The sequence below is a fragment of the Arcicella sp. GW822-FHT02H01 genome (genome assembly GCF_058802005.1).
The window spans coordinates 863,585-880,441 of sequence record NZ_JBXANT010000001.1 but is presented as its reverse complement, the minus strand read 5'-3'; the positions used below and the strand labels follow the sequence as shown (position 1 = coordinate 880,441).

The window sequence follows — 16,857 nt, the reverse complement described above, 5'->3', positions numbered from 1 at the left end:
TTATACACCCTTTCTTTTATTGATAAAGAACCTTCTTTTAGAACGTTTTGCTTTGTTTCGGACAAAACTTCTACCTGGTCTAATGGGTACTTTGTGTTTCTTTATTCTATCAATAAGCCTATTGTAATGTTCTATATTGAAATTTTGATTCATCAATAATGCTATTATTTCATCCTTAATAATACCTAAAGCCACATTTTGATTGATTTGATAGGCATATGTATTAACAACTTTTTGTTCTTGGTCAAGTTGACTTTGAGCATCAGCAATCAGTAAAGAAGCGATATTAGAGGTTAATATTTTTGCAAAAAAATCTTGTTTTACTCCCTCTATTGTTTTAGAGGAAAAGTTTTCGAGTTGCATTTTTTCTTTTAATACACAATAATAACCTTCTACTCTCCATCGTAACTGATATAAATAAGCTAGTTCCTGTATTGTAAAATCAGTATTAGTAAATAGATATTCATATTCACCAGTTGGTAATAATATACGGACTACCCTTGTTTGTACTTCATCTGGCACTTTAGAAAGTGTTCTCAAGGAAGTATTAGCAATACGTTTATTGGTTATCTTAAAAGTAAGTATAGCATCTTCTTTATTAGAGTTTACAAAATCAACAACTTCTGGGCAAAATCCTGATTTACAACGAATAATGTAAGAATTACCTGCCAATGGAATATCTATCATTTTTTTAAAAGAAGGATAGTTCCTATCCATTAAATAGAGACGTGGAAGGGATTGAATATTTTGAAAACATATTTTTTCGATACCAAGATGAGATTCATAGAGTTCATGTTCGCAGACATTACAAGGAGAAATCTCAGAGGCAATTACTATTTTATTGAGTAAATCGTAAGCCACAGAACAGCGAGCCATAGCCATAGCTTTATCTGTTTGGTTTTTCCATGTACCAAAAAAAGTACGTACTGTATCAGGTAATTGTAGAAGACTTCCATCTACTGCCACCAATAAGTATTTGTCTTTATAGGTTTTGAAGGGAGGTCTTTGATAGTAGTTTTTAACTAAATCATTATTCAAAGCTATAAAGGCACTGTATTTGAGCTTTTTACGCCCTTGACTAAATGCCTGTTTAGAATAAAAACTGCTACAGGATAACAACAAAAGGGCTTTATCTATCTCAACATTAAGGCTCTTAATGAGCATACTAACTTGGATAATAATGAAATCAGAAAAACCTAAGATTCTCTCTCGGACAAAACTCTTAGGACTGATTCTATGGGTATCTTTAAAGTTTTCGCTCATGATAAGACTATGGATACTTGTTATAATTGCTTGGTTTTTTGCTTGCATAATATACAAAAATAAACCCATATCCTTAAATTGACGACATTGAGGAGAACCTACGACCAGTTTATAGCATATTTTTATACTATAAACTATACCAATTAGCAATGTATACATGCCTACTTTGAGTAAACCTTAAACATTCTACGCTTTATCCTCACGTAATTAATTGCATATTGCAAGCTCCTTATTTTTTAAAATCACAAGCAACTAAACTCATAAAATGAATTATATTTTCTGTCTAAGAAAAGGTGGTGCAACAGCACTATTTTATTTCTTACTATGTTCCGCCATTGCGCAACAAACCCTTAACCCTAGAATAAAATACAACTTCAATCCATCATGGAAAATGTTTGTAGGCGATGATTCCTTGGCATCAAAAGTTGCATTTAACGATGCTTCATGGAAACCAGTAACACTCCCACGTGCTTTTAATGAGGATGAAGCTTTTAAGGTATCTATCGAAAAACATTCTACAGGGATTATTTGGTATAGAAAACACTTTAAGATTGATGCAAATCAAAAAGGAAAGAAAATATTCTTAGAGTTTGAAGGTGTTAGACAAGCAGGCGAGTTCTTCCTCAATGGAAAGCCAATTGGCATGAGCGAAAATGGAGCCATGGCTTTTGGTTTTGATATTAGCAATGATGTAAAGTTTGGGGAAGACAATGTAATTGCAGCCAGAATTGATAACGCTTGGAACTATCACGAGAAGGCAACGAGAAGCGGATTTCAATGGAATGATAAAAACTTTAATGCTAACTATGGAGGTATTACCAAGAATGTTTATTTACATGTAGCCGATAAATTATATCAAACATTGCCTTTGTATTCTAACCTCAAAACAACAGGCGTATATGTGTATGGGAAGGATTTTAACATTCCTCAAAAATCAGCTACAGTTACTGCCGAAGCAGAAATAAAGAATGAATATCCTGACACCAAAACCTTTCAATATTCGGCTTATATCGAAGATGCGATAACGGGTAAAAAGATAGCGTCTGATTTCAAAATCTTGAATGTTACACTCGCGCCCAATGAAACCAAAATTATCAAAACAGCATCGCTTATTAAAAACCTAAATTTTTGGAGCTGGGGTTATGGCTATCTTTATAATGTATATACGTATGTTAGTGTTAATAACAAAGTGATTGATGTTGTTAAAACTACAACAGGTTTTAGAAAAACAGCTTTTACTAATGGTGCCTTGACCTTGAATGATAGGGTATTACATTTAAAGGGATATGCACAAAGAACAAGTAACGAATGGCCAGCCATTGGGGCATGTGTACCAGCATGGTTGAGTGATTACAGTAATCAATTGATGGTAGAAAGTAATGCCAATTTGGTAAGATGGATGCACATTAGTCCTTGGAAACAAGATGTAGAAAGTTGTGATAGAGTAGGGCTGATTCAAGCCATGCCAGCAGGAGATTCTGAAAAAGATGTAGAAGGTAGAAGATGGGAGCAACGCAAGGAAGTAATGCGTGATGCCATTATTTATAACCGAAATAATCCAAGCATTGTCTTTTATGAATCTGGCAACAACCAAATTAGCGACCAGCACATGAAGGAAATGAAGGACATTAGAAATTTGTATGATGCAAATGGAGGCAGAGCTATTGGAAGTAGAAATATGTTAGCAAGCAAAGAAGCGGAATATGGGGGAGAAATGCTTTATATCAATAAAAGTGCAACAAAGCCCATGTGGCAAATGGAATATAGTCGCGATGAAGCCTTGCGTAAATATTGGGATGAATTTTCACCACCTTACCATAAAGAAGGCGAAGGACCTACGCATAATGGACAAGATGCAAGTACATATAATCGTAATCAGGATACTCAGGCAATAGAAAATATTACTCGCTGGTTTGAATATTGGAAAGAAAGACCAGGGACAGGGAAGCGTGTGAATGGAGGAGGCGTTAACATTATTTTCTCTGAAAGTAATACGCATCACCGTGGGGCAGAAAACTTTAGAAGAAGTGGAGAAGTAGATGCACTACGCATTATCAAAGATGGTTTTTATGCACATCAGGTAATGTGGGACGGTTGGGTAGATGTAGAGAAACCTCGTATACATATTATAGGTCACTGGAATTATAAAGAGGGCGTTACTAAAAATATCTATGTGATGTCGAGTGCCGATAAAGTAGAATTGTTTGTGAATGGTAAATCTTTAGGTTTTGGAGAACAGAGTAATCGTTTCTTGTATACTTTCAAGGATGTCGCTTGGAAGTCAGGAGCTATTTCAGCCATTGGGTATGATGCAAAAGGTAAAAAACTTTGTGAAACCAAACATGAAACAGCGGGAGCACCTTATGCCGTCAAGTTAACGCAAATCAATCCTGCAAAATCACTTGTTGCCAACGGAGCGGATTTAGCCTTGATAGAAGTAGAAGTAGTAGATGCGAATGGAAAGTGTTGCCCAACAGCGTTGAACGAAATACAGTTTTCTTTATCAGGTGAAGCTGAATGGCGAGGAGGTATGGCACAAGGACCTGAGGATAACTATATTCTTTCTAAAATATTGCCCGTGGAATGTGGCGTAAACCGTTTCTTATTGCGCTCAACGCTTAATGCAGGTAATATTATTGTGAATGCGGTTTCGAATGGACTAAAAGAGGGAAGTATCTCTTTAAAATCTGTACCTTTTGAAGTAAAAGATGGCTTGGCATTACAATTACCATCACATGGTTTACCTGCTAATTTATCAAGAGGGGCAACACCTTTGTCTCCTTCTTTTACGATTGAAAGAAAATCATTAGAAATTGTCGGTGCCATTGCTGGGGCAAACCAAGATAAAGCAGTGTCAAGCTATGATGATAACGAAGCTAGTGCTTGGGTAAACGATGGCAAATTAGGTACTGCATGGATTGAATATGAAATTACCAATGCTAGCGCTATCAATGAAGTAACCTTGAAGCTGAACAACTTTAGAACGAAAACGTATCCTATCCGAATTTCAATTGATGGGAAAGAGGCATTCAGAGGAAACTCTACCCGCAATTTAGGTTATTTTACAGCCAACTTTAAGGCCATTAAAGGAAAGAAAATTAAAATAGAATTGATTGACCAAGTAGCGGAACAGGAAGATAATACAAAAGAAGTAAATGGCAAGAAACTAGATGACGGAGTAGCCAGCAAAGAGGCTGATGCCAAAGGAGGTTTATCGATTATTGAAGCAGAGTTGTATGGACCTGTTAAGTAAAGAATAAATTATTTGAGTTGTTTAGAGGATAACATTAGTCATCCCGAATTTTAAAATCACAAAAAAAGCGGTCTAAATTAGTTTTTAGACCGCTTTTTTGTGATTGATGTTCCCCGAATTCCTACTGTTTGAGCGGAGCGAGTTTAGGAATTCTTGATTTTTTTACGGTCCGCCGTCGCGGTTACTTTTTGCATCAAGGCAAAAAGTAAGGACGAGTATAAATCCAAAAGTCTTTGAAATCTTATGAAACTCACTATTTAGTTAGAAAATTCGGGATGACTCATGTTTATAGCTAAAATTAAGTTATGCCATCCCTAGGGGATTCTTTAGGGGAAATTACATTTTTTCTACCGATATACTGTCTCTACGAGACAAATAGAATAGATTAAAATATCAGTAGTAAAACAAGAAATTTTCAACAAATAAATCTCGTTAAGGATTAAAAATCGATAAAAAAACAAGAATATTCCGACAAGCAAATCCCATAGGGATTGAATATCGGTAGCACAAATAAATAATCCACTGTTTAAAGTCCCGTTAGAGACGACATAAAACATACGTTTGATTATTATCTTCCTCTAGTCGTAGGTGAACCTACGACTCCAAAGACAAAAGAGCGTCACGCTCATCATATAAAAAAAAGTCAACATTGAATTAATCATCTACGACGATTATCAGTTGAATTAATAACGATGCCTGAATCAACTAAATTTTAGTAGGTATTCTTTCTCAAAACCCCTAAATTTGCACTTTCTTTAGTAATTCAGCTATTTTGTTATCACTTTTTGTGAAAATAGCTGACAAACAACTATCAATCTGCTATCACCATGATTCATTTCTTCGGGAGTCACTCCAGCACAGTTTATGCCGTGCAAACGTATGCCATTATTTCAGATGAGGATATTCAAAAACTCTTTTGGCTTTTCAATAGTAAACAAGACCATGCTTTTACTGTCGTAAACCAAGAAAATGCTACTTTGGAAGCCGTTTTTGTAGGGCCACGTGCAGCAATGATTACGCCGTGGAGTACTAATGCTGTTGAAATTACTCAGAATATGGGTATCGAAGGGGTTATTCGTATTGAAGAGTTTAAAGCAGTTGACGAAGATTTTACAGAATTTGACCCGATGTTGTCGCAGAAATATACACAACTGCATCAGGAAATATATACAATTAATATTCAGCCAGAACCCATTATCGAGATTGAGGATATTGCTGTTTATAACAAACAAGAAGGACTTGCTTTAAGCGAAGAAGAAGTAGGGTATCTGAATGGTTTAGCAGAACGTTTGGGTCGTAAATTAACAGACTCTGAAGTATTTGGATTCTCACAAGTAAACTCTGAACACTGTCGCCATAAAATATTCAACGGTACCTTTGTGATTGATGGAGAAGAAAAACCAACTTCGTTATTCAAATTAATCAAGAAAACTTCTGAAACTAACCCGAACGATATTGTTTCGGCCTATAAAGATAACGTAGCCTTTATTAAAGGTCCACGTGTTACACAATTCGCACCAAAATCAGCGGATAAACCTGATTTTTACGAAGAAAAAGAATTTGATTCTGTGATTTCAGTAAAAGCTGAAACCCATAACTTCCCAACTACTGTAGAGCCTTTTAATGGGGCAGCAACAGGCTCAGGTGGTGAAATTCGTGACCGTTTGGCAGGTGGACAAGGTTCATTGCCTTTGGCTGGTACAGCGGTTTATATGACTTCTTATTCTCGTTTAGACGAAAACCGTCCTTGGGAAAATGCCATGAACGAACGTGAATGGTTGTACCAAACACCAATGGACATTTTGATTAAAGCTTCAAATGGGGCATCTGATTTCGGAAATAAATTCGGACAACCATTGATTACTGGTTCTGTACTTACTTTCGAGCATGAAGAAGAAGCGCGTAAACTAGGTTTTGATAAAGTAATCATGTTGGCTGGTGGTATTGGTTATGGTAAAGAAAGCCAAGCGAAAAAACAAAAGCCAACAGTAGGTGATAAAGTAGTGGTATTGGGTGGTGAAAACTACCGCATTGGTATGGGAGGGGCAGCAGTATCTTCAGCAGATACAGGTGCATTTGGCTCAGGTATCGAATTGAACGCCATTCAACGATCAAATCCAGAAATGCAAAAACGTGCTGCTAATGCCATTAGAGGTTTGGTAGAATCAGAGCATAATCCAATCGTTTCTATCCACGACCACGGTGCAGGTGGTCACCTAAACTGTTTGTCGGAATTAGTAGAAGAGACTGGAGGATTGATTGACTTAGATAAATTGCCAGTAGGTGACCCTACGCTTTCTGCAAAAGAAATCATCGGAAATGAATCGCAAGAACGTATGGGCTTGGTGATTGGTGAAAAAGATTTAGAAACTCTTCAAAGAGTAGCCGACCGTGAACGTTCGCCAATGTACACTGTCGGAGATATTACGGGCAATCATCGTTTTACTTTCGAATCGAAATCGACGGGTGCTAAACCAATGGATTTTGCGATTGATGATATGTTTGGTAGCTCGCCAAAAGTGGTGATGGCAGATAAGAACATAACCCGTAATTACGCAGATTTAGCCTACTCAGAAGCACAAATTCCTGCTTATCTCGAGCAAGTATTGCAATTAGAAGCTGTCGCGTGTAAAGACTGGTTGACTAACAAAGTTGACCGTTGTGTAGGCGGACGTGTGGCAAAACAACAATGTACAGGGCCTTTACAATTACCATTGAATAATGTTGGTGTAATGGCCTTAGACTTCAAAGGAAAAGAAGGTATTGCAACCACTATTGGTCATTCGCCAGTAACGGCTTTGATTGACCCAGTAGCTGGTTCTCGTAACGCTATCGCCGAGGCATTATCAAACATTGTTTTCGCTCCGTTGAAAGATGGTTTAAAATCAGTTTCGCTTTCGGCCAACTGGATGTGGGCTTGTAAAAACGCAGGTGAAGATGCACGTTTGTATGAAGCCGTAAAAGGTTGTTCTGATTTTGCCATCGAATTAGGAATTAATATTCCAACAGGAAAAGATTCGCTTTCGATGAAACAAAAATATCCTAATGATGAAGTAATTGCACCGGGGACGGTGATTATCTCAGCAGGAGCAAATTGTTCAGATATTACAAAAGTAGTTGAGCCAGTGTTACAACGAAATGGTGGTGCGATTTACTATTTGAACTTATCTAAAGATAGCTTTAAATTAGGAGGTAGCTCTTTTGGACAAATTTTGAATAAAATTGGTACTGATGTACCAACCATTCAAGATTCGGCTTATTTCAAAAGAGCATTTAATACCTTCCAAAACTTGATTAAAGCTGACAAAATAGAAGCAGGTCATGACATTGGTAGTGGAGGTTTGATTACTACTTTATTAGAAATGTGTTTTGCAGATGTAAACCTTGGGGCAAATATTGACCTTTCTGGCTTAGGCGAAGCAGATACTGTAAAAACTTTGTTCAACGAAAATATTGCTTTAGTATTCCAAGCAGATGCTTCGGTAGAGGCTATTTTTGCTAAAAACAATATCAATATTGTTAAAATTGGTGAAGTAGTAGAAGGCAATAGTTTGACAGTGAAAAACAATGAAGTATCATTCGATTTTGCCGTGTCTGAATTAAGAGACGTTTGGTATAAGACTTCGTTCTTATTAGATTCAAAACAATCGAAAAACGGTACAGCTTTAGCACGTTATACAAACTACAAAAACCAACCATTAACGTATACGCTACCAACACAATTTACAGGAAAGTTAGCTGATAATCGTACACTTGCTACTCGCCCGAAAGCGGCAATCATTCGTGAGAAAGGTTCGAATTCTGAGCGTGAAATGGCGAATGCAATGTACTTAGCTGGTTTTGACGTAAAAGACGTACACATGACTGACTTAATTGCTGGTCGCGAGACATTAGAAGATATTCAGTTTATCGGTGCAGTAGGAGGGTTTTCTAACTCAGATGTATTGGGTTCTGCAAAAGGTTGGGCTGGTGCTTTCTTGTATAACGAAAAAGCTAATACTGCTCTTAAGAAATTCTTTGCGCGTGAAGATACACTTTCAGTAGGGATTTGTAATGGTTGCCAGTTGTTTATGGAATTAGAATTGATTAATCCAGACCATGAAGTACACGGCAAAATGCACCATAACGAATCGCACAAACACGAAAGTATTTTTACGTCGGTGACTATCCAAAAAAACAATTCTGTAATGCTTTCTACTTTAGAAGGTACTACATTAGGCGTTTGGGTATCGCATGGAGAAGGCAAGTTTGTATTACCTTACGAAGAAGGAAAATATAGCATTGTAAGTAAATATGGTTATGAAGGCTATCCAGCCAATCCAAACGGTTCAGATTTCAATACAGCCATGATGTGTGATGCCACAGGTCGTCACTTAGTAACGATGCCACACATCGAACGTTCAACTTTCCCTTGGAACTGGGCAAACTACCCAGCTAATCGTAAAAGCGATGAAGTAAGCCCTTGGTTAGAGGCATTTGTAAATGCGAGGCTTTGGATAGAGGAGAAGAATAATTAAAAATATCAAATTGATAATTGAAAAAGGAAGCTTTCGGGCTTCCTTTTTTGTTTGGGTTATAATACCTTTACTTTAAAAGCTTATAAACTATTTTTCCTTCATATAAAGTATTGAGTTTACTTCAATAGAGGTATCTAATTTAAGTCCTACTCGCCCATTTGTAACAGTATCAATTGCCTCTTTATCTTTTTCAATTGAAATAATTTTGTGTTTGAATAGTTTATTATTCTTTTCAGAAATAACTTCATCATTAACTGAAACGAAAAAGCCACTCAATTCGATACTCGCAACAGTATTATTTTGATAGGTTTTATCAACTTTTGCTACTCTTTGAAGCCCAGCTTTGAAGTCAATTAAACCATATTGGAATAATGCATTTTTTATCTCTTCTTTTGAATATATACCATTCTCAATATCATAATAGAGTTTATATAATTCCCAAGTTGTAAGTAAACCCCTCTCATCATTTTGTGCATCTTGAATTTGTTCGTCAGTGAAAGGTGGATTATTTCTATTAATAGGTGGCTTATATCGCTGATGATTGACTATGTACAAACCATAAACTTCAAAGGAATTTCTTTCTTTCATTCTCCTTAGTTTAATCTTTGAAACTTGATTGCACTCAGAATCTTTTGAAGTCCCACCTATACCTTTAATCTCAATAATCAACAATTTATCATCATATTCAATTCTAATATCTTCCTCAAATACTCCTCCATCTATTTTTTGCTCATCAACTTTCTGAATGTTATCGAATTCTAACCAACTTAAAAAGCAAAATACTGCATCGACAAGATTATCTCCAGATTCAGTTATGAGAGAATGTAAGAACTCATACTTCTTTAAATTTTCTTGCTCTTCAAGTTTTAAGTTAAGTACAGCATTTTCATGACGGATTTTTTCTTCTTCTATTTTTTTTAGAATGTTACTGTGATTTGGCACCCAATAGTCTTTGTTATTAAGCCAATTGAATGTAGAATTTGAAGCAAATATATTAGGAAGAATTTCAGGTGCTATCTCTGTTAAAAACCTTGCTGTAAATCCCCCTTTATTTTTAATGTCTGGGAATACAAAAAAGAATATATGCTCATATTTATAAGCATAGGAAATCACTTCATTACTCAAGTTTTCCATTAAAGGGTAAAAGTTGGGGTCGGGTATTGTCGCGTTCTTACTCCAAATTGTTTTTTTAGAGAAAGTTTGGTGATATTCCAAATCTTTAAAGTCCTCCAGTAATACCTTAAGGCTATTATCTTTGGCTACTATATTTATTTTTTTTCCATGTTTTGAGGAATCTTTAAGAATATCTGACCAAAATGAATAGTTTGATAATTCAATTTTTTTGTATTGCTCTCTATTTCCCCCACTTGTAATACTTATTGGCTGATAGACTATTTTATTATCTTTATCTGCAAAGACAATGATAATCCCATCCTTTTTTGAGAAGTCTAGTAATAAATCACTAAGTAAATATAAGGAATATGGTTTTGGGTTAAATAAATTCGTTGGGAATGAAACATGGAATTTTGCTTCTTGTGATGACTCAACGCTTTCTCTTTGATGTTCTACATAATTAAAAGGAATAACGTTGTGATGAAGCATATTTAGTATGACTACATCATACTCGTGAAGATTTTTAGGGTAGTTATAGTTTAGGATACAATCTTCACTTGAACTTTTGTAAGAATGTGAAATCTTAATCATATCTCCAGCGGTTCCTTTATATACTTCAAAGTCTTTGTTCTGAAGAATAGCAATATCGGTTTCTTCAAAATCGATAACACATAAATTTACTTTATTTTCCATGTTTGTTTAATAATAAATGAGAATAATTGAACTGTTAGTAATATAATTCCAATATAGATTATTTTCAATTAAATATTATTATTACATAGAATATCACTTCATCACCACCCCACTAGACCCTTCCTCAGAAGGAAATAACTGAAATATATTTCTTGGAAAAAGCCCTTCTTCGGTGCGATGCGAAACGTATAAAATGGTGCTTTCGCTTTCGTTGGCAAATTTGTTGATTAAAGAAATAACCAACGAAGTATTATGGTCGTCTAAACCAGCAATGGCTTCATCTAAAATCAACAACGGTGGATGTTTTACCATCGCTCTTGCTACCAAAGCCATGCGTTGTTGACCCGCTGAAAGCATAAAGAAGGGTTTCTTCTTGAGCTTATCCATCTCAATCAACGTAAGCCATTGTTTGGCTAGTTTTATCTGCAAATCAGAAGGTTTATTGTACAAACCAATCGAATCATAAAACCCAGACATCAGCATTTGCTCTAGCGTATGACTGGCCGTAAATAAGTCCGTCATGGCAGGGGTAACATAACCAATATTATTTTTAATCGACCAGACGCTTTCGCCTGTGCCTTTTCTTCTACCAAAAAGGGTTAAGTCTTGCCCATATCCTTTTGGGTTATCCCCCGTAATCATCGATAGCATGGTGGTTTTTCCAGAGCCATTGGGACCAATTAAATGCCAAAATTCATTCTTATGGATTGTCCAAGTAATGTCTTTTAGGATATGTTTTTCGCCATAACTTACATCTACTTTATTGAACTTAATCAATTCAGGATTGGCTAAATCATAATGCTTGATAGGAGGAGGGATTTCTCCTGAAAAAGAATAGGTCTGTGTATTTCTATATGCTTCAAGAAATGTTGGAAGGTCTTCGTGCAAAACCAATTGATTATTTTGCTCGATACTTACTACAGTTTTGATAAATGGCAATAAATCTCTTTCACGATTTACCAATTGTATCAAAGAAGTATGACTACTAATTTCACACAACATTGCTAATAAAGATGCTTGTGCTTCAACGTCTAAATTATCAAAAGGGTTATCTAAGATAAGGTAATCAGGCTTTTGAGAGACTAGGTAATTCAATAATGCTTTCTTCTGCTCACCACTAGACATCGACTTTAAACTTCTGTTCAAGTGTTTTGTCACCACCGTAAATCCGTGCCTGTTTTCTTCATCAATGTATTCATTAACAGTAAGGCTTGAAAACAGCATCCCTTCTAATGAATTTAATTCAGCAAAAATATCCTTTGCTTTTTGAGATAATAACTGTTGAATAAATACTTGTTTATTGGCACTGTTTGATAAAAATATTGCCCAATGTTTGGTGATTCCCATAAAATAAACCGCTTGATTTTGAATATTCCTGCAATAAACAAAAACTCCCTCAAAACCATTGGTCTTGAAGGAGCTTTTTTGAGTGAGGAGTGTTGAGTTGTGAATGTGGAGTAACGATATTTTATTCCATCCTTCCAGCTCAAAACTCTCAACTGATATTTTGAGTGTTGATTTAAGAGTTTAGAATGCAGAGTGAAATATTCAACTCCTCACTCTAAACTCTTAACTCAAAACTGATTTTACATCATTCCACCCATTCCGCCGCCACCACCGTGTGCGTGTGGAGCTTCAGCAGCTGGTTTGTCAGCAATAACACATTCAGTAGTCAATAATAAACCTGCGATAGAAGCAGCGTTTTCTAATGCTAAACGAGTTACTTTAGTAGGGTCAATGATACCCGCAGCAATCATGTCTTCGTATTTGTCTTCACGAGCGTTATAACCGAAGTCACCTTCGCCAGCTTTAACAGCGTTAACAACTACTGAACCTTCACCACCAGCGTTAGCAACGATAGTTCTCAATGGAGATTCGATTGCCTGACGGATAATGTTGATACCAGTTGTTTGGTCTTCGTTGTCACCAGTTAAACCGTCTAATGCTTTGATAGCACGGATTAAAGCAACACCACCACCAGCTACGATACCTTCCTCAACAGCGGCACGTGTAGCGTGAAGAGCATCGTCAACACGGTCTTTCTTTTCTTTCATTTCTACTTCAGTAGCAGCACCGATGTAAAGAATAGCAACACCACCTGACAATTTAGCCAAACGTTCTTGCAATTTCTCACGGTCGTAATCAGAAGTAGTATTTTCGATTTGCGCTTTGATTTGGTTAACACGAGCTTCGATACCATCTTTCGCACCAACTCCGTTTACAACAGTAGTGTTGTCTTTGTCGATGATGATTTTTTCAGCTTGTCCTAAATATTCAATAGTAGCGTTTTCTAATTTGAAACCACGTTCTTCAGAAATTACAGTACCACCTGTTAATACTGCGATATCTTCTAACATAGCCTTACGACGGTCACCGAAACCTGGCGCTTTAACAGCAGCAACTTTCAGGGCACCACGGATTTTGTTAACTACCAAAGTAGCTAAAGCTTCTCCGTCAACATCTTCGGCAATGATTAACAAAGGACGACCAGTTTGAGCAACACCTTCTAATACTGGTAATAATTCTTTCATTGAAGATACTTTCTTCTCAGAAATCAAGATGAACGGACGCTCTAATTCAGCTTCCATTTTCTCAGTATTAGTTACGAAGTATGGAGATAAATATCCACGGTCAAACTGCATACCTTCTACTGTTTTAACTTCAGTTTCAGTACCACGAGCTTCTTCAACAGTAATAACACCTTCACGACCAACTTTGTCCATCGCGTCAGCAATCATTGTACCGATTGTAGCATCCGAGTTAGCAGAGATAGTAGCAACTTGAGCAATTTGTTGTGAAGTTTCGATTGCTTTAGATTGAGATTTCAACGAAGCAACAACAGCCGTAACAGCTTTGTCAACACCACGTTTTAAATCCATTGGGTTAGCACCCGCAGCAACGTTTTTAGAACCGATAGTGTAGATAGCTTGGGCTAATACAGTAGCAGTAGTAGTACCATCACCAGCTTGATCAGCAGTTTTAGAAGCAACTTCTTTCACTAACTGAGCACCCATATTTTCAACGGCGTCTTCTAATTCGATTTCTTTCGCTACTGAAACACCATCTTTCGTGATTGAAGGTGAACCAAATTTCTTGTCAATGATTACGTTACGACCTTTTGGTCCTAAAGTTACTTTAACAGCGTTAGCTAAAGTATCGACGCCTCTTTTCAATTTATCTCTAGCGTCTGTGTCAAAAAATAATTCTTTTGCCATTTTTTTTAATTTGAAAATTTGAAGATTTGAGGATTTGAAAATGAAAATATATATTCATTTAACGTTTTCCAGAATCCTATTTTTTTGTTTTACTATATTAGCGTAAACTCAAAGCTTACTGCTTATAGCTTAAAGCCACAATTAAAGAATTGCGAAAATATCGCTTTCACGCATGATAAGGTAATCTTTACCTTCTACTGCAATTTCAGTTCCTGAGTATTTACCGTACAAAACAGTGTCGCCAACTGCAACTGTCAATGGCTCATCTTTTTTACCAGAACCTACTGCTACAACAATTCCTCTTTGTGGTTTTTCTTTAGCAGTGTCAGGAATGATAATTCCAAATGATGTTTTTTCTTCTGCGGCTGCTGGTTCTACCAGAACTCTGTCAGCCAAAGGCTTGATACTAACTGTTGACATTGTTTTTTTGATAAGTTATTTTTTGTATTTGATTTTTTAGGTAAATGTTGAATTTAAATTTGACTTTCAAAGCACATTCATGAACTCTTAATCAAACCAATTCGAGCTTCAACTTCACAAATTTAATCATATTTTGTGCCATTGTCTGAAAAACGGTAAAATTGTCAGGTTTTGATACTAAATAAGAATTTTTGTATAAAGATGATTTACTATTTGACAGGCTTTAAAATATTTTCCAGAAATCTTGGCATTTTCATGAAAATTATTAATTTTAAGTATTCTAATAAAGTGCCGTCTGTATTTACTTTTTTAGAATATTGCTTAATAATAATCCTTCACTAAATGATGTCGCCTATGAAAAGCTTAGAGAAAGATTGGCTAACCACTGGACTCATTGATTTTGAGTACAAAAAGTATGTTTTACTGGCATATTTGCAACAGGTTAAAAGTAATTTTAAAAGTAAGAAGTTATACCCTGACTTACGAGACTTACAGTATCATTACGACTATTCTATGTATTTCAAGGATGGTATCACTCAGATGAGCATTCAGTTCCCAAAGAGAATCAAGGGCGTTAATCCTGAAAATTTGAATTTGGAATATGAGACATCGAACCAACCAGAGAGTGAGTATTTATCCGAGATACAATCTATCATGGAATATGCTTTACCTCGCTTTAAAAATGCGTTAAGCGAAGGTGAAAAAATTGTAGAGGAAGTACAGAAGGATATTCAGATTGCTCCGATTGGGATTTTACCACTTTACAAAAATGATGGCTATCTGTTATTGCATGAGCCATGTATCAACGAAACACGGGTGTATCAATACAACCTAACCATTTTTGAGAACAAACACGAGCGTTTGAGAGGACTAAAAACGTTTTATGTAGAGACCATCAAAAAAAGTACGCTAAGTACTTTCGAGAACATCAAGCTAGATTTAGTGAAACGGTACAAACACCTTCCTAATCCTGCTACGTATTTAGTAGAATCAAAATATGTACTACCGCTGGAAGAAACTTTTTTGCCAATTGCTAAAAAGAAAGTAGTAGAAGTGGTTACGAACTAAAAAGGGGAAATTCAGCTGAATTTCCCCTTTTTAGTTCGTAACTATAATATTATTTTTTTGAAGTATCAGTTGGGTTTGTTCCTAATGCAGGTGCTGCTGCTGGAATACCTGCTTTTTTAGAAGCCGCTTCAGTGTTTACTGATTTATAAGCTTCAGTACTTTCTGTAGGAGTAATGAATTTTGTAGCTAAAACCAATAGTGCAATTGAAATGGCACCTCCCCAAGTAATTTGTTCCAAAAGGTCTCCTGTACGTTGAACACCAAACATCTGGCTTGCACCAGCAGTTCCGAATTCTCCAGATAAACCACCACCTTTAGGGTTTTGAACCAATACTACAAATACTAATAATACTGCAATGATGCAAATAACTACGATAATTGCTCCGAACATCTTTTATTTAATTTGAAAATTTGAAAATCTAAATATTATTTTTTACGCTTTTAAACGAGATTACAAGGCTTAAATGATTCCTGTAAATTTAAAATTCTGATAGCTCCTGAATTTTGGATGCAAAGTACGCCTTTTTTTCTGGGAATTTCAAAATTAATTTCTCATAAACTCCTATTGCTTTTTCTTTTCTACCCTGCATCGTCAGAATTTTTGCATAACTCTCCGTAATAATACCTTTATCTAGCTTTACACTATTTGATGACAAATCTTCCTGTTTACCCATTGCTTCTAATTGACTTTTACTTGATCTTATCAAGCCTGGGTCTTTCAATAAGAAGCTATCAATAATGTTATTTTGTAATTGTTGTTTCTGGGCAATTTCATTCAGCAGTATATCTTCTGCTACAGTCGAATAACTCAGGAATTCTTTATCTGAAAGCACTTCTTGCTGATATTCTTGTTGTTTACGTTTTTCCTCGTCTTCTTTTGCCTCAATAATGTTTTCCAGTTTGCGGATATAATCTGAATCAAATTTGGTAATAGTGGGTACATTTGAATGGTTCACAAAAGTACCATTCATAATGCGACGAAGGGCATTTCTGCTAATGGTATAAGCAGCAGCTTTTCTTAGTTTTGATTGTTTCTCAACATCATTATCGTCATAAGCTTTGGCTAATAACGTATAGGCAAGCTGGCAATAAGGATAATTCTTAATGGTTTCCTCAAGTCCATTAATTTCAAGTGCTGAAACCTCAGACGGATTGGCAACAAGATATGTAAAGGTTTCTTTGGTCATTTTTCTTTTTTAAGACTTTAGGGTTGTTGGACTTTAGGACTTTGGACTGGAGGACGTAAAGACTTTAGACGCTAGATGTTAGACTTAAAGACACTAGATTTTAGAACTTTAAGATTATTGGAGTTTTT

10 protein-coding genes are annotated in these 16,857 nt (G+C 35.9%); 3 read left to right on the top strand and 7 right to left on the bottom strand.

The genetic code is table 11. The features are described 5' to 3' along the window. Positions 1-1,311: an IS4 family transposase gene (locus AC1RNE_RS03770; protein ID WP_492799697.1), complete on the bottom strand. Its 1,311-nt coding sequence runs from the start codon at positions 1,309-1,311 to the stop codon at positions 1-3. A gap of 217 nt (positions 1,312-1,528) precedes the next feature. Here AC1RNE_RS03770 and AC1RNE_RS03765 point away from each other — a divergent pair, with 217 nt between their 5' ends. Together AC1RNE_RS03765 and purL are read left to right on the top strand one after the other, a co-directional pair. Then, positions 1,529-4,516, top strand: coding sequence for a glycoside hydrolase family 2 protein (locus AC1RNE_RS03765; protein ID WP_492799696.1), 2,988 nt, complete (start codon positions 1,529-1,531; stop codon positions 4,514-4,516). 827 nt (positions 4,517-5,343) lie between these two features. Then, positions 5,344-9,033, top strand: a complete 3,690-nt coding sequence (gene purL, locus AC1RNE_RS03760) for a phosphoribosylformylglycinamidine synthase (RefSeq protein ID WP_492799695.1) — start codon at positions 5,344-5,346, stop codon at positions 9,031-9,033. 87 nt (positions 9,034-9,120) lie between these two features. Here purL and AC1RNE_RS03755 read toward each other — a convergent pair whose 3' ends face one another. The 4 genes from AC1RNE_RS03755 to AC1RNE_RS03740 all read right to left on the bottom strand — a co-directional run bounded on the left by AC1RNE_RS03755 (position 9,121) and on the right by AC1RNE_RS03740 (position 14,474). Next, a complete protein-coding gene (locus tag AC1RNE_RS03755) occupies positions 9,121-10,839 on the bottom strand; it encodes a hypothetical protein (RefSeq protein WP_492799694.1) in 1,719 nt (572 codons plus the stop codon). A gap of 93 nt (positions 10,840-10,932) precedes the next feature. Continuing rightward, a complete protein-coding gene (locus AC1RNE_RS03750; protein ID WP_492799693.1) occupies positions 10,933-12,186 on the bottom strand; it encodes an ATP-binding cassette domain-containing protein in 1,254 nt (417 codons plus the stop codon). Between the two features lie 239 nt (positions 12,187-12,425). Next, positions 12,426-14,054, bottom strand: coding sequence for a chaperonin GroEL (gene groL, locus AC1RNE_RS03745; RefSeq protein WP_323250467.1), 1,629 nt, complete (start codon positions 14,052-14,054; stop codon positions 12,426-12,428). A gap of 141 nt (positions 14,055-14,195) precedes the next feature. Further along, entirely contained in the window at positions 14,196-14,474 is a 279-nt protein-coding gene (locus tag AC1RNE_RS03740) for a co-chaperone GroES (RefSeq protein ID WP_184135555.1), read from the bottom strand. 354 nt (positions 14,475-14,828) lie between these two features. On the opposite strand from AC1RNE_RS03740, the gene AC1RNE_RS03735 reads away from it, so the two are divergent. Then, entirely contained in the window at positions 14,829-15,542 is a 714-nt protein-coding gene (locus AC1RNE_RS03735) for a hypothetical protein (protein WP_492799692.1), read from the top strand. Positions 15,543-15,591: 49 nt separating this feature from the next. Here the strand turns inward: AC1RNE_RS03735 and secG are convergent, their stop codons facing one another. Together secG and AC1RNE_RS03725 are read right to left on the bottom strand one after the other, a co-directional pair. Further along, on the bottom strand, positions 15,592-15,933 hold the full coding sequence (secG, locus tag AC1RNE_RS03730; RefSeq protein ID WP_323250464.1) for a preprotein translocase subunit SecG: 342 nt from the start codon (positions 15,931-15,933) through the stop codon (positions 15,592-15,594). 88 nt (positions 15,934-16,021) lie between these two features. Further along, complete coding sequence (locus tag AC1RNE_RS03725; protein ID WP_492799691.1) at positions 16,022-16,729, bottom strand: DUF8458 domain-containing protein; 708 nt, start codon at positions 16,727-16,729, stop codon at positions 16,022-16,024. Positions 16,730-16,857: the final 128 nt, after the last annotated feature.